The 17,609-nt window shown below is 60.6% G+C and carries 13 protein-coding genes and 1 tRNA gene; 8 read left to right on the forward strand and 6 right to left on the reverse strand.

What is annotated here, in order from left to right; translation table 11 throughout:
- The first annotated feature begins 412 nt into the window (after positions 1–412).
- Positions 413–3,568 carry an HD domain-containing protein gene (locus tag C8J24_RS15190; protein ID WP_107934279.1) on the forward strand — a complete coding sequence of 1,052 codons (3,156 nt, stop codon included), beginning with the start codon at positions 413–415 and terminating at the stop codon, positions 3,566–3,568.
- 176 nt (positions 3,569–3,744) lie between these two features.
- Here the strand turns inward: C8J24_RS15190 and C8J24_RS15195 are convergent, their stop codons facing one another.
- Together C8J24_RS15195 and C8J24_RS15200 are read right to left on the reverse strand one after the other, a co-directional pair.
- Positions 3,745–4,038: a hypothetical protein gene (locus tag C8J24_RS15195; protein WP_107933680.1), complete on the reverse strand. Its 294-nt coding sequence runs from the start codon at positions 4,036–4,038 to the stop codon at positions 3,745–3,747.
- 237 nt (positions 4,039–4,275) lie between these two features.
- Positions 4,276–4,352, reverse strand: a tRNA-Pro gene (locus tag C8J24_RS15200).
- A gap of 258 nt (positions 4,353–4,610) precedes the next feature.
- Between C8J24_RS15200 and C8J24_RS15205 the strand changes: the two genes are divergently transcribed.
- The 7 genes from C8J24_RS15205 to mazG all read left to right on the forward strand — a co-directional run bounded on the left by C8J24_RS15205 (position 4,611) and on the right by mazG (position 12,027).
- Positions 4,611–5,612 (forward strand): lytic murein transglycosylase, encoded by a 1,002-nt coding sequence (locus tag C8J24_RS15205; protein ID WP_167396784.1) that lies wholly within the window; start codon positions 4,611–4,613, stop codon positions 5,610–5,612.
- 166 nt (positions 5,613–5,778) lie between these two features.
- Entirely contained in the window at positions 5,779–6,948 is a 1,170-nt protein-coding gene (locus C8J24_RS15210; protein ID WP_031393360.1) for a D-alanyl-D-alanine carboxypeptidase family protein, read from the forward strand.
- Positions 6,949–7,000: 52 nt separating this feature from the next.
- Positions 7,001–7,978: an AAA family ATPase gene (locus C8J24_RS15215; RefSeq protein ID WP_107933685.1), complete on the forward strand. Its 978-nt coding sequence runs from the start codon at positions 7,001–7,003 to the stop codon at positions 7,976–7,978.
- Positions 7,979–8,033: 55 nt separating this feature from the next.
- On the forward strand, positions 8,034–9,596 hold the full coding sequence (metG, locus tag C8J24_RS15220) for a methionine--tRNA ligase (protein WP_107933687.1): 1,563 nt from the start codon (positions 8,034–8,036) through the stop codon (positions 9,594–9,596).
- Positions 9,596–10,402 carry a TatD family hydrolase gene (locus tag C8J24_RS15225; RefSeq protein ID WP_107933690.1) on the forward strand — a complete coding sequence of 269 codons (807 nt, stop codon included), beginning with the start codon at positions 9,596–9,598 and terminating at the stop codon, positions 10,400–10,402. Before metG ends, C8J24_RS15225 begins: the two co-directional genes overlap by 1 nt.
- A complete protein-coding gene (locus C8J24_RS15230) occupies positions 10,399–11,163 on the forward strand; it encodes an MBL fold metallo-hydrolase (protein ID WP_037528460.1) in 765 nt (254 codons plus the stop codon). Before C8J24_RS15225 ends, C8J24_RS15230 begins: the two co-directional genes overlap by 4 nt.
- A 129-nt stretch (positions 11,164–11,292) precedes the next feature.
- Positions 11,293–12,027 carry a nucleoside triphosphate pyrophosphohydrolase gene (mazG, locus tag C8J24_RS15235; protein ID WP_107933692.1) on the forward strand — a complete coding sequence of 245 codons (735 nt, stop codon included), beginning with the start codon at positions 11,293–11,295 and terminating at the stop codon, positions 12,025–12,027.
- On the opposite strand, the gene hflX is transcribed toward mazG, so the two are convergent.
- Genes hflX through C8J24_RS15255 form a run of 4 tightly spaced genes read right to left on the reverse strand, consistent with a single transcriptional unit; the run spans position 12,008 to position 17,605 of the window.
- On the reverse strand, positions 12,008–13,300 hold the full coding sequence (gene hflX, locus C8J24_RS15240) for a GTPase HflX (protein ID WP_031439024.1): 1,293 nt from the start codon (positions 13,298–13,300) through the stop codon (positions 12,008–12,010). The genes mazG and hflX overlap by 20 nt on opposite strands.
- Before the next feature lie 24 nt (positions 13,301–13,324).
- Positions 13,325–13,924: an RNA chaperone Hfq gene (gene hfq / locus C8J24_RS15245; protein ID WP_420894122.1), complete on the reverse strand. Its 600-nt coding sequence runs from the start codon at positions 13,922–13,924 to the stop codon at positions 13,325–13,327.
- 50 nt (positions 13,925–13,974) lie between these two features.
- On the reverse strand, positions 13,975–15,351 hold the full coding sequence (ntrX, locus tag C8J24_RS15250) for a nitrogen assimilation response regulator NtrX (RefSeq protein WP_031393368.1): 1,377 nt from the start codon (positions 15,349–15,351) through the stop codon (positions 13,975–13,977).
- A gap of 4 nt (positions 15,352–15,355) precedes the next feature.
- Positions 15,356–17,605: a sensor histidine kinase gene (locus C8J24_RS15255; RefSeq protein WP_107933694.1), complete on the reverse strand. Its 2,250-nt coding sequence runs from the start codon at positions 17,603–17,605 to the stop codon at positions 15,356–15,358.
- Positions 17,606–17,609 lie beyond the last annotated feature (4 nt).

Genomic DNA, 17,609 nt, shown 5'->3' on the forward strand with positions numbered 1-17,609 from the left:
TTGCGACAGAGAGGTTACGACGCCTCACGGACCGTCTTTCACGATCCGCAGGGCCTATGTGCCCTGCCTACGGCAGCAGGGCAATGGCGGTGCATCGGAATGGTCGCACAAAATAATTGCTGACGATCCAATGGCAAACCCTAGGTTGCGATACGGTTGGCAGCGCCACACGAAATCGACCGTTTGCGAGCCCCCTCCCTGACCGATCAGTTCCGTTAGGGCCTAGGCATCGCCTAACAGCCACCGTGCCAGTCAACCGAGTTACATGACACCGGATCACGCGGGCACGGCCGAAACGCCTCGATAGTGCATGCCTCTATGAGACCAAGCGAATCGTCCGAAAGATTTTGATGCCTCGCTTGTAAATCGTCCATTCGGTTGTCACGATAACAAAAAACAGGATGAGCTGATAATGAGAGAGTGGAAAGAGACCGAGCTTTGGAAGGGCCTCGAAAAGCGAGACGGGGTCAACGATGTCAAGCTTTGTCTTGAGATATTCATGCCACGTATACAAGAAACGCTGCGGGCGGGACTGCCCGCTTCCCCGGATTTTACCCTGCACGATAATGAGCATTCTTTCCGTGTAGCGCAAAGAATGTTCAATCTGCTTCAAGATGACACTAAATCATTATCAGACGTTGAAGTCGCGCTGCTTATCCTGTCGGCGTATTGTCACGACATCGGTATGTCACCGCAGCGAGATAAGGTGCGTAGCCATTCAACGTACTTGCTAACGGCAGACCAATCAACGCTGCCAAGTACTGATCGGGAGAACCTACAAGAGTGGCTTGACACAAATCGTGATGGTATAACGCCACCGCTAATTAGTGGAAAGTTAACTGAGAAAGGGCTCTTAGAGGTAGAGGAAATAGTCGCATATTATAGTCGAAGCCGGCACAATGATTGGAGCGAAGAGTGGATTCGAGAAAATCTTGCCGATTCCAACGGTGCTTTGTACCATCGATGGACGGAGGATCTAGTTACGCTATGTCGTAGTCACCATGAGGGAATAACTCAGCTTCGGAGTAATCGATTCACAGCGAAGCAGGTCGGCAATCCGTCACGACCACTGAATCTCCGCTACCTGGCAGCGATACTTAGAGTAGCAGACGTTCTTGAGTTCGCTCCCGAACGCACTCCGGAAGTAATATTGAAGCAAAGGTCAATCAGTCCAAGTAGTCGGATTTACTGGCACAAAGACCATAGTATTAGTTTTAACTTAGACAAAAATACCGGATATTCAAACTTTTCTGCTCGTACATCAAGTGCCCCGATACACAACGCGGTATTACAAACTGCTGATTGGGTTGATCAGGAGTTGGCAACATGCAGTGCATTGAATCAAGAGGGTGCTTTCACAACAGGAAATTTAACTGTTGATCAGAGATCGAATTATAAATGGCCATGGGCTGGAAAGCTTCATACCGACATTGCAGAGGTCGATAATTCTTTTGTTTATATTGAAGGTGCTTTTCGCCCCGATAGTATGAGAGTCTTATCCTTACTATCGGGAACGGCTCTTTATAGTCAGCCGATCGTAGCGCTAAGAGAATTGCTACAAAACGCACTTGACGCCGTACAAGAGCAAATAGCCTATGAACGGCTTCAATATGACGATGCTCTCGATCCGGAGCGCGTGCGTATTTTTGCAAAACTCCATAAAATTCGCATCGTATTTTCAAAAGAAGACGGGCGATATTGGCTTCGATGCACCGACGACGGCACCGGAATGACCCGTCATTTGATTGAGAAAAGCCTTCTCATAAGCGGATCTGGAATACGTGGCGATCTCAGGAGGCTTGAAAGACTTTCAAAAGAAAAGGGCTTTTCAATTGGGCGGACTGGAAAGTTTGGGATCGGTGTCCTCAGTTACTTCATGCTCGCCGATCGTTTTCTACTCACAACTCGTAGAAGTCAGGAAGCTGACGATAAAGACGGTTCGGGTTGGCAGTTTGAAATTGAAACGTTGAGTTCTTTTGGTGAGCTGAAAAGACTTGGTCGGACTACCCGTGGTACTGAGATTGCGTTAAGAATAAAGGAGGATATTCTTGGTGATAGTCCTGACGAATGGTTCAGTGAGTCTGTTAAATACATAAAATCGCAGGTCAGGCACCTTCCATGCGCCATAGAGTTTCGCGATGAAACGTCCCATAATTCATTTGATACTATTGGTCCTGCGTGGGCACATAACTTCGATCAACTCAGTAGTGCATTTGTGGACTCTCTATTTGCTCAACGATCCAAGAGTTCGACGCTGTACACAGTATCCGAAGAAAAGAGCGCCGCTCGAGCTCAACGCCTTCTCGATAAGAGGAAGGCAAAGGCCCTAAGCTCTATAGAATGGTTTACCTCTGAATCTGATGCTCATTTTACAAATCCAAATGCGATTGTGAAAGCAGCAATACCATCGTGGCGATTAGTTGGTAATGCATGTGTATCATTTATTGATATTAATGACGACCTATCGGTCTCGAAGTGTTTTCCGGTCAAAGCCTTCATTAAACCACCGCCTCGTATCCAATCTTGGAATGGTATTCGAGTGGGTGGTGACCTGCATTATGCAGGTCGCACGGCTGTCGAGATTAATTTCACAGATAATAGAGAGATATCTGTCGATAGGTTTCGATTTATTGATAATCCGTCAGGTACGGCCGATGAACTTAAGTCCTTGTTCGAGTCCATGTGGATCAAGTTTTTGAGAAATCAGGAAGGGTCTATATTCAACGAACTTAATGTAGGATTTGCTCCTATTTCAATTAAAGAGCGCGCGGCGCGGTTTAGAGCTATCCCGCATTGGATTATTGCGGGAAAAGATAAGGGTGGTGTTTGGATGGAGGCGCCAAGCGGAACGGTTTCATTGGGACGGATATCTTTTTACGAGTCCGACTTTTTCAGATTTAAACTTGGAGATTCGTACATTGCCGAAGCTGCTCATGTAACAAATGGATCGAGCAGTAAGATATTTCTTCATAATTATTATGGTGGGGGGCGCCTTATTCACCATGATACGAACAAGTCCAGTGGTGGGTCAGTAGGTATATGCTGGGATGAGTGCTCTGACTTTATCCCCTATGACGGAAGTGTTGAATCGTCTGGTTCGAGATTCCCAAAAGAATGGTCCGATATATTTGTTGCCCATAATCCAGGTCGCGCGATCTTTAATCGCAATCACTTTGTATTCGGATTACTAAATAACCGATCTTTCATATATAACACATTGCCAGATTTGCCTGTGGATGAACTGCTGGCATTTTGCTCTGGGTCCCGGGACTTGGCACTTAGTTTCATTACAGCGAACATTCGCCGCCCGCCGACATTCTGGGTTGCACTACGGGAAAAGTATCAGGATATATTCCGAAATATATTGAGCCTGGTTGGAGTGACTGGCAAGGGACAATTGTCGATTTTGACAGCGAGAGAAATGTACGAAAATGACGGTGTATTAGATATTGGCGAAATTGCCTTCGGCCAAAGCTTTTCTATAGATCGGCGGCCAACGACACCTGTCGGTGTTGAATGGTCTCTTCGAGATGTTGACTTGCGGACGATTGATAAAGCGGCAGGCTGAGCCCCAGCCACAACGCGGCGTTTACTAGACGAAGAGAGCTTTTTCAAAGACTGCCCCTTCCCGCTTAGCGCGAAGGGGTAGCCTTTTAGGGGGGGGGCGATCGTGACACTTGTTTTCTCGCCTCAGGCCGCAAGAGCGCTCGGTGCGAGATCAGCTAGGCGACCGTCCTATCCCCCCTACAGCACGCCTTCGAGGCGGTTTCCGCGCTGCATACCGACCTGACCTTGGTTTAGGTACGCCGAGTCAGATGCCTGGAAGTGCATCACCTTCATGTACACGCCGTTCCGGTTGCGAAGTGTATCCCTTCCGCCGCCGCCGTTAAGCCGGTGTATCTTGTTGGGGATAGCAGACAGCGCCTCAAAGTCGGGATCGTCCTTTGCTGCTGGGTTCCCGCCCGTCTTTACGTTTAGATCGAGTCCTAGGGTTAGCTCGTCTGTAAACCAAGCTGGATTGCGCAGTGTTTTATCCATGAAGCTGCATTAGGCTGGGCCGTCTACCGTGCAAGCCGCCACGGGAGCGCCACAGGGCAGGGCGCTTCGCCATGATTCAAAATTGATTGGTCACCAGATCGGCATTGATCGCCGCAAGGTAGGTGGCGAGCTTTCAATTCGAAATGATTTTCGTCTCGTAGGCTGCTACGTTTTTATGCTACGTTAACCACGCCAGCCGACCGGCTAACCCGCTGTAAAACAGCTATTAATGGAAGATGGTCGGGGAGACAGGATTCGAACCTGCGACCCCCTGGTCCCAAACCAGGTGCGCTACCAGCCTGCGCCACTCCCCGACGCCGCAGCCCTTAGCGGGTGCGGTTGACGAAAGGCAAGCAGCTTCGTGTCGGCGGGCTGGGAAAGTCGTCACTGTAGGACGGGGCGGGCACTCGAACGATAGCCTGGCGGGGGAGGCAAGCATCGCGGCGGGCGGTCCACGCGTCGGTGCGAGCCGTGCTTGCGTCAGGGCGAGGTTCCGATGCGGACGCCCCTATGGCAGAGCGGTCGGCATGTGGGCAAAATCTATCCTATCGAGTGCGTTGCGACGTGGCGCTTTGACCATCGCGGCGATGACCGCGGTCACCACCCCCGCATGTGCGCAGGACGAGGCGGGGTTTCAGGCCTATCTCGCCCAGCTTCGCACGCAAGCGCTGGCGGCCGGAGTCACGGCGCGTACGGTGGACTCCGTCTTTCCTACGTTGACGCTGAACGAGCGTGTCATCGCGCTTGATCGTGCACAGCCGGGCGGCGGCACGAGCAGCACCATTCCGGCCTTCGCGCCGTACAAGGCGCAGCATGTCGACGCGGCGCGGATCGGACGCGGTCGGGAAACCTATCGGGCGCAGCGGGGCAGGCTGCAGCGTATCGAGCGCGAAACAGGTGTGCCCGAATCGATCATGGTCGCGATCTGGGGGCATGAGACCAATTACGGTAGCTATACCGGAAATTTCGACATTCTGCGGTCGCTCGCGAGCCTCGCTTATGAGGGGCGTCGGCGATCGCTGTTTGCGGGCGAGTTCATTGCCGGCTTGAAGATCGTCGACCGGGGCATCTCGCGCGAACAACTCAAGGGCAGTTGGGCAGGCGCGATGGGCAATCCCCAATTTCTGCCGTCCATCTATCTTCGACTGGCCCGTGACGGGGATGGCGACGGCCGCGCGGATATTTGGAACAGTCCGGCCGATACGCTGGCGTCGATCGGCAATTATTTCACCAATGCCGGCTGGCGCAGTGGCCAACCCTGGGGCGTCGCGGTCTCCGTGCCGCAGGGATTCGATCGGTCGCAGGTACGCAATCGGCTCGTGTCGCCGCGGTGCCCGCGCGTGTTCGAACGGCATAGCGGCTGGCGAACGATCGCGGAGTGGCGCGGTCTGGGGGTGATGACGCAAGGCGCCTCGTGGCCGGCCGACCATGTCATGGCGACGCTGCTCGAACCCGACGGTCCCGGCGCCACGGCGTATCTGCTCACGAGCAATTACCGCGTAATCCTCGACTATAATTGCTCGAATTTTTATGCGCTGTCGGTGGGGCTGCTGGCGGATGCAGTCGAGCGCTGACCGGCGTGCCCGATGGACACAAAGCCAGGCGTGACGCGGTTGCCAAGCCCGGCTATGACTTCGATAAGGTCCCGGCGGCGCCGCGAGCCTACCTCCCATCGCGTTCCTCTTTGACGTAACGGATATCATGACGAAGCTGCCCATGAACACGCTGCCCTTTACTCAAATGGTCCGGCGCCGCATCGCCGTCGCACCGCTGGCAATGATCGCGCTTGCGACGCCGTCGATCGCAGCCGCGCCACAGTTCCAGACCAGTGCACCGATCGCCTATATGGAAGATCTGTCGTCGGGCGCGGTCCTGTTCGCACGCGATGCCGATCGCCGTATGCCGCCGGCGTCGATGGCGAAGATGATGACGGTCTATGTCGCGTTCGACATGCTCAAAAAAGGCGAGCTCAAGCTCGATCACATGGTCACCGTTCGGCCGGAGACCTGGGCAAAATGGCACGGTCCGTCAGCGGGTTCGACGATGTTCCTGTCGGCGAACGAGAGCGTCAGCGTGGCCAATCTGCTGTATGGCATCGTGACATTGTCGGGCAACGACGCCTGCGTCGTTCTTGCGGAATCGATCTCGGGTTCGGAGCCCGCCTTTACCGAGCGCATGAACCGCGTCGCGGCACAGCTCGGCCTCAAGGACAGTCATTTCGGCACCTCGAACGGGTGGCCCGATAACGGCGTGACCTATGTCACTGCGCATGACCTGGCCAAGCTGGCATCGGCGACGATCACCAACCATCCCCAGCTCTACAAGCAATTCTATGCAAAGCGCGATTTCACCTGGGGCAAGACCATGGGCGGCACCGCGATCACCCAGGCCAATCGTGATCCGCTGCTCGGCCGCGTCGCGGGTGCCGATGGGTTGAAGACCGGACATACCGAAGAAGCCGGATACGGATTCACCGGGTCGGCCGAGCAGAATGGTCGCCGTCTGGTATTGGTCGTCGCAGGCCTGAAAAGCTCGACAGAGCGCGCGAACGAGTCGGTACGGTTCATGGACTGGGGCTTCCGCGCGTGGCAGTCCAAGCCGATCGTAGCGAAGGGTCGGAAGGTCGAGGAGGCCAGCGTGCAGATGGGCGGCTCATCGAGCGTCGGCCTTATCGCGCCCAAGGCGCTGACCGTCACCGTACCGGCGGGTACATCGCCGAACCTGAACGCCAAGGTCGTCTATCAGGGGCCGGTCAAGGCGCCGATCAAGGCAGGCCAGCATATCGCGGATCTCGTCGTGTCGATGCCTGACGGGGTCGAGCAGCGTATGCCGCTGGTCGCGGAAAAGGACGTTGCCGAAGCCGGGTTCTTCGGGCGCGCCTGGTCTGGGCTGACCGGGCTGTTCGGTTGAGGCTTGGCGTGCCGGCGCGCGTGCGCACTGTTCGGGTGAGTCCGTCGCCGGCATGACCGAGATAATCGGCAATGCCGCGGCGCAGTCCGCTTTCGCCGCGGCGATGCACAGCGGCGCGCTTCACCATGCGTGGCTGTTCACCGGCCCGCAGGGCGTTGGCAAGGCAAGCTTCGCACGGCTGGCGGCGATGCGCATGCTGGCCGATGCGCGCGGCGGGTCGACCGAGCCGCGCGGGTTTGCCGTGCCGGCCGGCGACCCCACGCGCGCGCTGATCGAGGCGGGTTCGCACCCCGATTTCCGCCTGCTGACGCGTCTGCCCAAGGATCCTGAAAAGCCCGACCAGGATCTCGCGCGCAGTATCACGATCGCGCAGGTCCGTACGCTCCAGCCGCTCTTTGCGACGACGCCATCGATGAGCCCGCGCCGGGTCGTCATGATCGACGCGATCGACGATCTGGAGCGCGGCGGCAGCAATGCGTTGCTCAAGAACCTTGAGGAACCACCCGCCGGGACGATATTCCTCCTGGTCAGCCACGCGCCGGGACGGTTGTTGCCAACGATCCGGTCGCGGTGCCGGGTCTTGCGGTTCGAGGCACTGACGCCCGACGAGGTCGCGGTGACGTTGCGACTGGCGCAGCCGGACCTCGACCACGACGAGATATCTGCCCTCGTACGTGCGAGTGAGGGAGCGCCGGGCAGGGCGCTGCGCTACGCGGGTCTCGATATTGCGAGCCTCGACGAAGCGATTGCGCGGATCGCCGACGAAGGCGATCGCGATAACGGCCATCGTCTCCGGCTGGCGAAGTCCCTTGCTGGGAAGGCGTCGCAACCCCGCTATGAGGCGTTTCTCGATCGCGTGCCGGCGTTCATCGCCCACGCGGCGCGGGACCGTTCGGGCGCGCGGCTCAAGATCGCCCTCGACGCGCATGCTGCAGCGCGTGACCTGTCGGCCGCCGCCATTGGCCTGTCGCTCGATGCGCAGGCGACCGTCTTCGAGCTGTCGGGAATCCTTGCGACACTGCGCACCTGACGAAGGCGGCGACATGGGCTTCACCTCCTTCGGGGGATGCTCTAGGAGCGCCGACATGGCCGACCCTTACTACATCACCACCGCAATCCATTATCCCAATGGCCGACCGCATATCGGCCATGCCTATGAAATGGTTGCAGCCGACGCGATCGCCCGCTTTCAGCGCCAGGCCGGACGCGACGTGCTGTTCCAGACCGGGACCGACGAACACGGCCTGAAGATGGTCCAGGCCGCCCGCGACCGCGGCGTCCCCGTTCGCGAGTTCGCGGATGAAATGTCGTCCTATTTCAGCGGGATGGCGGACCGTCTTGATATATCCTATGATCGGTTCATCCGGACCGTCGATAGCGATCATTACGCGGCGAGCCAGGCGATCTGGGAAGCGATGGCGGATGCCGGGGACCTTTATCTCGATCGTTATGAGGGCTGGTATTCGGTTCGCGACGAAGCCTTTTACGACGAGTCCGAACTGACGGGGGAGGGCGCCGATCGCCGGTCTCCGCAAGGCACGCCGGTCGAATGGACCGCCGAGGAAACCTGGTTCTTCCGCTTGTCGAAATATCAGCAGCCCTTGCTCGACCTCTACGCCGCGAACCCCGACTTCATCCGTCCCGAGAGCCGCCGCAATGAGGTCATGCGCTTTGTCGAAGGCGGCCTGTCCGACCTCTCGGTGTCGCGGACGAGTTTCGACTGGGGCGTGCCCGTGCCGGGAAGCCCGGGCCACGTCATGTATGTCTGGGTCGACGCGCTTACAAATTATCTTACGGGGACGGGCTATCCGAACACGGGGTCGGATGACGCAAATCTCGCGCGTTTCTGGCCGGCGGACCTTCACCTGATCGGCAAGGACATCGTTCGCTTCCATGCCGTGTTCTGGCCCGCTTTCCTGATGTCCGCGAACATCCCGCTGCCCAAGAGCGTCTTTGGCCACGGCTTTCTCCTGACCCGCGGCGAGAAGATGTCGAAGTCGGTTGGTAATGTCGTCGATCCGATGGTGCTGGCGGATGCGTTCGGCGTCGACGCCCTGCGCTATTTCTTCCTTCGGGACGTCAGCTTCGGTCAGGATGGGAGCTATTCGGCCGAGGCGATCGTGACGCGGGTCAACGCCGAGCTCGCGAACAGCTTCGGCAATCTGGCCCAGCGGACATTGTCGTTCATTGCCAAGAACCTGGACGGTGCATTGCCCATGGCGACTGCGATCGAACCGGCCGACGCGGCGCTGCTCGAAGACGTCACCGCGGCCTGCGCCGCGTTCAGGTCCGGCTTTGCGGAGCTCGCACTGTCGCACGCCATCGAGGCGTGGATGCGGGGCGTCTTTGCCTGCAACCAGTATATCGACGTGCAGGCGCCCTGGGCGTTGCGCAAGACCGACCCGGCACGGATGAACACGGTGCTGGCGACGTTGGTGCGCGCAATCCGGATGCTCGCCATCACGATTCTTCCGGTCGTGCCGAGCGCAGCGGGCAAGGTCCTCGACCAGATCGGTGCAGAGGGCCGGGATCATGCCGCGCTTGACGATGACGGCTGGTATGACCGGCAGTCCGCGAGCGAGTTCCGGATCGTCGCGCCGACCGGCGCGTTTCCACGGCTTGAGATGCCTGCGGAGACCGACGCCTGATGCTTGCAGACAGTCATTGCCACCTGAATTACCCCGGCTTGATCGAGGATCAGCAGGCGGTTCTCGATCGCGCGCGGGCGCGCGGTGTGACGGCGATGCTCAACATCTCGACGCGGGAGAGTGAATGGGATGCGGTGATCGCCACCGCGGACCGTGAAACCGATGTCTGGGCGACGGTCGGCATCCACCCCAATGAAGCCGATGCCCATCCTGCGATCGACGCGACGCGTCTGGTCGAGCGCGCACGTCACCCGCGGGTCGTGGGCTTGGGCGAGACCGGGCTCGATTATTACCGCGAGACCTCCGACCGCGCGCGCCAGGCGCTGAGCTTCCGCGCGCATATCGCCGCGGCGCGTGAAACCGGCCTGCCGATTGTCGTGCATACCCGCGATGCCGAAGAGGATACCGCGGCGATCCTGTCGGACGAGATGGGGAAGGGGGCCTATGGCGGCGTGATCCACTGCTTCACGGCAAGCTCAGCATTTGCCGACAAGGCACTGGAACTTGGCCTCTATATATCTCTGTCGGGGATCGTCACGTTCAAGAACGCACGCGACCTTCAGGCGATCGCTGCGCGCTTGCCGATCGAACGGCTGCTGATCGAAACCGACGCGCCCTTTCTTGCGCCCGTGCCCAATCGGGGCAAGACGGGGGAGCCCGGCTTTGTCGCCGACACCGCGCAGTTCGTGGCCGACCTGCGCGGCGTCTCCGTCGGCGAGTTGTCTCAGCGGACCGCCGAAAACTTCCATACTTTGTTCGCCAAGACGCGGCCCGGCGATACGCCGGTCGTGGCGCATCGCGCGTGAAGATCACGATCCTCGGCTCGGGGACGTCGTCCGGCGTTCCCCGGATCGGCAATGACTGGGGTGCCTGCGATCCCGCCGAACCGCGCAACCGACGTACGCGCGTCTCCGCGCTTGTTGAGCATGCCGGAACGCGGATCCTGATCGATACAGGGCCGGACATGCGCGAGCAGTTGCTTGCGGCGAACGTCTCCGAGGTTGATGCGGTCATCTGGACGCATGATCACGCTGATCACTGCCACGGCATTGATGACCTCAGACAGCTCTATCACGCAATGGGCACGCCCGTGATCGGCTTTGCCCGGCCCGCGACGCTCGCCGCGCTCGAGGATCGCTTCACCTATGCGTTCCGGGGCCGCAGCGGTTATCCGTCGACGATCACCGGGGCGGTCCTTCCGGACCGGCTGACGATCGGCGCGATCGACATTCGTGTTACCGATCAGCCGCACGGATCGATCCACGCCGCTGGGCTGCGCTTCGAGGCCGATGGCAAGGCAATCGGTTATGCGACCGATTTCAACATCATGACCGACGATATGGCCGCGCTGTATACGGGGCTGGACGTATGGGTGGTCGATGCACTGCGCCGTCGTCCACATCCGACGCATCCGCAACTTTCAGCCGTCTTGGGCTGGGTCGATGCGTTCAGGCCGGGGCGGACCGCGCTTATCCATATGGACAACAGCATGGACTATGTAGCGTTGAGGGCCGAACTGCCTGACACAGTGGAGCCGGGCTTTGATGGGCAGATCCTCGAGGCCTGACACATACCAACCCCAGAGCATTTTACATAATGTATATTATCGGATCGAGAGTGATTCGTTATGAAGCTTTTGATTTTGTCGTAGCAACGGCGATCTCCACGTCATTCTCACTTTATGCGGAGCGCCGCCATGATTGACCGCCTCACGACCATCATGGCGCGACTGCGCGATCCGGATACGGGATGCGAATGGGACCGTGTTCAAACATCGAGGACGGTTGCTCGCTACACGATCGAAGAGGCCTATGAGGTCGTCGACGCGATCGAACGCGGCGATCTTGCCGATCTGAAGGACGAACTCGGCGACCTGTTGTTGCAGGTGGTATTCCATGCCCGCATTGCAGAGGAAGCGGGTGCATTTGCCCTGCCCGACGTCATCGACGCGATCAGCGACAAGATGGAGCGCCGACACCCGCACATCTTCGGTCCGGCGGAGACATCGCCCGGCTGGGAAACGATCAAGGCGACCGAGCGTGCGAACAAGCCTGACCAGAGTGCGGTCGCCGGCGTCGCCACCGCGCTGCCTTCGCTGGCGCGAGCCGACAAGCTGCAAAAGCGTGCTGCGCGGGTCGGGTTCGACTGGCCCGATCCAACCGGTTCCTTGGCCAAGGTGCACGAAGAACTCGACGAGATTGCGACAGCAACCGCCGACACACTGGCCGAAGAGGTCGGCGATCTTCTGTTTGCTGTGGCCAATTATGCCCGCCACCTCGGTATTGATCCCGAAGTGGCGTTACGCGCGGGCAACGCAAAGTTCGAAGCCCGGTTCCGGGCGATGGAACACATCGCCGGTGCGGGCTTCGAAGCTTTGTCGCTTGAGGAGAAGGAAGCGCTTTGGCAGACGGTCAAACGTCGCGGCGGCTGAACCGGTCGTAATCGGTGTCGGACAGCCGTACGTCATAGGTGGTGGCCAGCCCGTCCGCGAAACTGCTGAGCACCTCGCCATGCGCGTGCAACCATGCCGCGCCTGCGCCGTCCGTCGCATCGAGCGTAATGTGATAGCGGCGATGCGCATCCGTCAGTTTGGCAGCGACCTGCTCGACGAGATGGTCCACCCCCTCCCCACTCAGCGCCGAGATCGCCACGACATCCTCGCGATGCTCAGCCTCCCCGACAATCTCGTCATGGTCGGCAGGATCGAGCAGATCCAGCTTGTTCCAGACTTCGAACCGCGGGGTCATATCGTCGACGCCGATGTCCGCCAGCACCGCCTCGACATCGGCACGTTGCGCCTCCGTATCGGGATGCGCGATATCGCGGACGTGGATCAGCAGATCGGCGGACACCACTTCTTCGAGCGTCGCCTTGAATGCCGCGACGAGCTGGGTTGGCAGGTCCGAGACGAACCCGACCGTGTCGGACAGGATCGCCTTGTCGATACCGGGCAATCGGATTTGCCGAAGCGTCGGATCCAGCGTCGCGAACAGCAGGTCTTCGGCCATGACGTCGGCACCGGTCAACCGATTGAACAGCGTCGACTTTCCGGCATTGGTATAGCCGACTAGCGCGATGACGGGCCAAGGGGCTCGCTGGCGTCGCTCCCGGTGCAGGCCGCGGGTGCGGCTGACCTGCTCGAGTTCGCGCCGGAGCCGCGCCATCCGGTCCCGGATGAGCCGGCGATCCGCCTCGATCTGGGTTTCACCAGGCCCGCCGAGAAAGCCGAACCCGCCGCGCTGACGCTCGAGATGGGTCCAGCTCCGGACGAGCCGGCCAGCCTGATAGTCGAGATGCGCAAGTTCAACCTGCAGCCGCCCTTCGGCCGTCGCCGCGCGCTCCCCGAAGATTTCGAGGATCAGCCCGGTGCGGTCGATGACCTTCGTTTCCAGCGCCTTTTCGAGATTGCGCTGCTGGATCGGGCTCAGGCTCGCATCGAACACGACGAGCCCCGCTTCCTCCATTCGCACCTGCGTCGCGAGGAGCTCGACCTGCCCGCTGCCGATCAACGTTGCGGGCTTGGCCTGGCGGACGCGATAGGCGATCCGCTCGACCACCTCCACGCCAATGGCGGCGGCAAGGCCCGCCGTCTCTTCGAGCCGTGCGTCGACATCGCGGGTCGCATCGCCTTGGTCGGGCAAGACGACGATCGCTTTCGTGCCGCGGGCGAACTCGTCGCGGTCACGGTCAAAACCACTACTCATGCGCATTGCCCCAGGCCGTCATGATCATGCGTCGTCCACTGCATCCGTCTCGTCGCTGTCGTCGGGATCCTCGGCAAGGTTCAGGGGCCGCGCAGGCTGGATCGTCGACACCGCATGCTTGTAGACGAGCTGCGCCATGCCTTCGCGCTGGAGCAGCATGCAGAACAGGTCGAAGCCGGCAATCTGGCCCTGGAGCATGACGCCGTTGATCAGGAACATGGTCACGCTGTCTTCCGACTTGCGGACCGCGTTCAAGAAAATTTCCTGCAGAAGCGGCTGCTTCTTCTGCGTTTCTGCGACGGCGTTCACGATCGCGGCGACGTCCATCGGTCCCGCGGGCATGATCGTCGAAATCGCGTGCTTGTAGATGAGCTGGGACTGACCGTCGCGACGTAGCAGCACCGAGAAATTATCGAACCAGGTGACGATGCCCTGGAGCTTGACACCCTTGACGAGAAACATCGTGACGGGGGTCTTGGTGCGGCGCAGCGCGTTGAGGAACAGGTCCTGGAGCGAGCCAATTTTTTCGGCCAATGGGATAACCCTTGTTTTTGGCGGGACTTTGCCCGCGTGGCGCCGTTTCCCGACGTCGGAGATCACCCGATTGCCGGGCGAGCGTCTAATCTATGTTCCCGGTACCGCTTCGTCCATAGGGGCGGGCGACAGATATGCGATCAATCGTCGCGCGTCTCGGTGATCCCGAGCAGCTTCAGCTTCCGGTGCAGCGCCGATCGCTCCATCCCGATAAAGCTCGCGGTGCGCGAGATGTTGCCGGAGAACCGACGGATCTGCACGCGCAGATACTCCCGTTCGAAGGTTTCACGCGCCTCGCGTAGCGGCGAGCCCATGATCGCGGTGCCCCCGGCGCTCCCCATGTCGCCCTGATCGCCCAGGACTTCGGCCGGCAGCAGGTCGAGATCGATCCGCCCCAGTCGGTCGCCCGGCGCGAGGATGATCGTCCGTTCAACCACGTTGCGAAGCTGACGAACATTTCCCGGCCAGTCGTAGGATTGCAGCGCAACCATCGCATCAGGCGCGATTTCCGGTGTCCGGACCCGGCGTTCTGCCGCATAATGCGCGATGAAATGCTGGACCAGCGCGGGAATGTCCTCGCGGCGATCCGCGAGCGGCGGGATAGCCACCGGCACGACGTTCAACCGGTAATAGAGGTCCTCGCGAAACCGACCCTCGGCGATCTCGTGGACGAGGTCGCGCGCCGTCGCGGACACCACACGCACATCGACCTTCACGACCCTGGTACCGCCGATCCGCGTAAAGCTCTGGTCGGTCAGGACCCGCAAGATCCGCGCTTGCGTCGTGATCGGCATGTCGGCGATCTCGTCGAGGAACAGCGTTCCGCCATGTGCCTGCTCGAGCAGCCCGGGACGGATCTTGTCCCCGCCCTCCTCCGCGCCGAACAACTCTTCGTCGACACGTTCAGGGGTCATCATCGCGGCGCTGACGATTACGAACGGCGCATCGGTGCGCAGGCTCCAGCCGTGCAGAAGGCGTGCAGCGACCTCCTTGCCGACCCCTGCCCCACCCATGATCAGCACGCGGCTGCCGGTCGCGGCGACGCGCTTGAGCGTTGCCCGGACGCCGTTGATCGCCCCCGAATTGCCGGTGAGATCGGTCTCGCGGCCGACCGTGGCCCGCAGCGAGGCGACCTCGCGGCGCAGCCGTTCGGTTTCGGTCGCGCGCGCCACCATGAGCAGCAGTCGCTCGGCTTCGAACGGTTTCTCGATGAAGTCCGATGCGCCACGCCGGATCGCCGCGACCGCGGTGTCGAGATTGCCGTGACCCGATATGACGAGCACCGGGATCGATGGATCCCGCCGTTTAATCTCGTCGAGCAGTTCGAGCCCGTCGAGGCGCGACCCCTGCAGCCAGACGTCGAGCAGCACGAGCGACGGACGCCGCGCCGCGATCGCTTCGAGCGCAGCGTCGCTGTCGCCCGCATCGCGGGTCTGATAGCCCTCGTCCTCCAGGACGCCGGCCACCAGTTCGCGAATGTCACGTTCGTCGTCCACGACGAGAATATCGAGCGCCATCAATTCATGTCCGATTGCGAGTCATTGCGACGAGCTGGCCATCCCCTGCCGGCTCGGGTGCGGATGCCCCCTGATCAAGCGCGACCAGCGCTCTGGCGTCGAAGTTCATGGTGACGATGGTGCCCCCACCGGGGCGATCCGAAAATGCGATCGTCCCGCAATGTTCCTCGATGATCTTCTTGACGATGGCAAGCCCGAGCCCGGTTCCGCGGGCCCGCGTCGTCATATAGGGTTCGATGATCCGGTCGCGTTCGACCGGCAGACCGATCCCGGTGTCGGCGACTTCGATCGCGACGCAGTGCCCCGTTCCATCGTGGCGCGTCTCCGTCAGGGTCATGGTAACCGCCCCGCCCTCGTCATCGCCGCGGGTCTCGATCGCCTCGACCGCGTTCTTGACGATGTTCGTCAGAGCCTGCCCGATCTGACGGCGATCGCAGACGAGCATCGGGCCCGGGTCGTCGTGGACGAGCAGGAACCGGATCCCCGGATGCGCTACCTCGTGCAAGAACATCGCCTGGCGGGCGGCATCGAGTAGCGATTCCTCACGGAAGACGGGCTTGGGCATCCGTGCGAACGAGGAGAATTCGTCCACCATCCGGCGCAGGTCCGCGACCTGGCGGATGATTGTGTCGGTAAGCCGGGCGAATGTTCCGTCCTCCGCGGGGATCTTGCCCCCATAGCGTCGCTGCAGTCGCTCCGCGGCTAGCTGGATCGGCGTCAGCGGATTCTTGATTTCGTGCGCGATCCGGCGGGCGACGTCGGACCAAGCGGCGCGGCGCTGGTCGAGCAGTTGCTGCGTGATATCGTCGAAGGTGAGGATCGGACCGGTCGGCGCATGCGCGATCCGGACGGCGAGTGTCCGCGCATCGCCAGCCTGGCCGACCTGGACGATCGCTTCGCGTCCTCCCTCCTGCACGAGCGCATCGAGTTCAGGCGCAACCTCGTGCAACGGCTTGCCAACCAGGCCGTCCGCGCCGAGCAGCTGGATCGCAGAGCGATTTGCAATCCGGATTACGCGGTCCTTCGCGGTCGCGACGACACCTGCCGAGACATCCGCCATAACCGCCTCGATCAGCGCGCGGCGGGTCTCAAGCTGGTCATTCGCGGTCATCAGATCGCTATTTTGCTCCTGCAGGCGACCCGTCATCTGGTTGAACGCACGCGCCAGCGTCCCGACCTCGTCGCGGCTGCGCGGATCTGGCACGCGCGCGGTCAGATCCCCCTCGGCCACCCGACGTGCCGCATCGACCAGCTCGCCGACGGGGCGTACCAGACGATCTGCGACGGCCAGCGCGATCCAGACCGCAACCCCGACGATGAGCAGGGAAATGCCCAGCAATGCCGCGTTGAACAGGAGCTGGAGGCTGCGCGACCGGGCAAGCAGCTGCCGATAGCTTGCCAGCACGGCGTTGGCGCGCGTCGTCTGCTCCGACAGGAGCTTGGTATCCTCGACGCGCCCAGCATAAAGGAAGAGTTCGTCGGCGCCGGGCAGCATCGTGATCGTGCGGATACGATCCCCCGTCACCGATACTGCGGCGGGCTTGCCGCTCCGGAGTTCGCGGATCGCCTCGGGCGTCACCTGTCGTGTAAAGTCGATTTCATAGGGGTTCACGACCGCGAATGTCTGGATCTCGTTCTGTGGCGTGACCTTGAACAGCGCGGCTTCGGACAGGCTGCGATAATAGACCTGTTGATAGAAATACCCGGAGAAATCCGGGCTCTGCAGCGATCGCTCACGCAGGTAATTGGACATGTCCGCTGCCATCGTGACGCTCGCCTCTTCCCAGCGGCTGAGCTGGCGCGCGTAGGACGACTGGGCGAGTTCGGTGGCGTTTTCGAGCATGCCCCGCGCTTGGTCGGAATACCAGAATTGCACGCCATATTGGAACAGCAGCGACGCGAAGATCGTCACCAGCAGCATCGGCACCGCGGCGACGATCGAGAACAAGGCGACGAGCCGGACGTGCAGGCGGCCGCCACCGCCAACCGGAGACCGGGCGGCCCGGCGCATCGCGACCCGCCGGCCGAGCAGCATCAGCAATGCGATGCCCGGGACGAGATTGGCGATCAGCAGCAGCGCGATCAGCGGCGGTGCAATCAGGCGCTGGGGTGAATTGGCGCCGCTGATGAGCACATAGCTAGCGACCGCGACGGTAATCGCCAGCGTGACGACCAGCGCCTCAAGCGCAGGCGTCACTGCGAACCGGTGCGGTGGCACGTCGTCTTCGATGGCAAGCGTCGCGGGGGCGATCATCGTT

Origin of the sequence: Sphingomonas aerolata (assembly GCF_003046295.1) — a bacterium.
Taxonomy (GTDB): domain Bacteria; phylum Pseudomonadota; class Alphaproteobacteria; order Sphingomonadales; family Sphingomonadaceae; genus Sphingomonas; species Sphingomonas aerolata.

What these genes read in the sequence shown, in the direction of transcription:
- C8J24_RS15225 (WP_107933690.1), top strand. Translation starts at nt 9,596, where the DNA reads ATGCTTGCAGACAGTCATTGCCACCTGAATTACCCCGGCTTGATCGAG.
- ntrX (WP_031393368.1), bottom strand. Translation starts at nt 15,351, where the DNA reads ATGGCGCTCGATATTCTCGTCGTGGACGACGAACGTGACATTCGCGAA.
- C8J24_RS15195 (WP_107933680.1), bottom strand. Translation starts at nt 4,038, where the DNA reads ATGGATAAAACACTGCGCAATCCAGCTTGGTTTACAGACGAGCTAACC.
- hflX (WP_031439024.1), bottom strand. Translation starts at nt 13,300, where the DNA reads ATGAGTAGTGGTTTTGACCGTGACCGCGACGAGTTCGCCCGCGGCACG.
- mazG (WP_107933692.1), top strand. Translation starts at nt 11,293, where the DNA reads ATGATTGACCGCCTCACGACCATCATGGCGCGACTGCGCGATCCGGAT.
- C8J24_RS15210 (WP_031393360.1), top strand. Translation starts at nt 5,779, where the DNA reads ATGGTCCGGCGCCGCATCGCCGTCGCACCGCTGGCAATGATCGCGCTT.
- C8J24_RS15255 (WP_107933694.1), bottom strand. Translation starts at nt 17,605, where the DNA reads ATGATCGCCCCCGCGACGCTTGCCATCGAAGACGACGTGCCACCGCAC.
- C8J24_RS15190 (WP_107934279.1), top strand. Translation starts at nt 413, where the DNA reads ATGAGAGAGTGGAAAGAGACCGAGCTTTGGAAGGGCCTCGAAAAGCGA.
- metG (WP_107933687.1), top strand. Translation starts at nt 8,034, where the DNA reads ATGGCCGACCCTTACTACATCACCACCGCAATCCATTATCCCAATGGC.
- C8J24_RS15215 (WP_107933685.1), top strand. Translation starts at nt 7,001, where the DNA reads ATGACCGAGATAATCGGCAATGCCGCGGCGCAGTCCGCTTTCGCCGCG.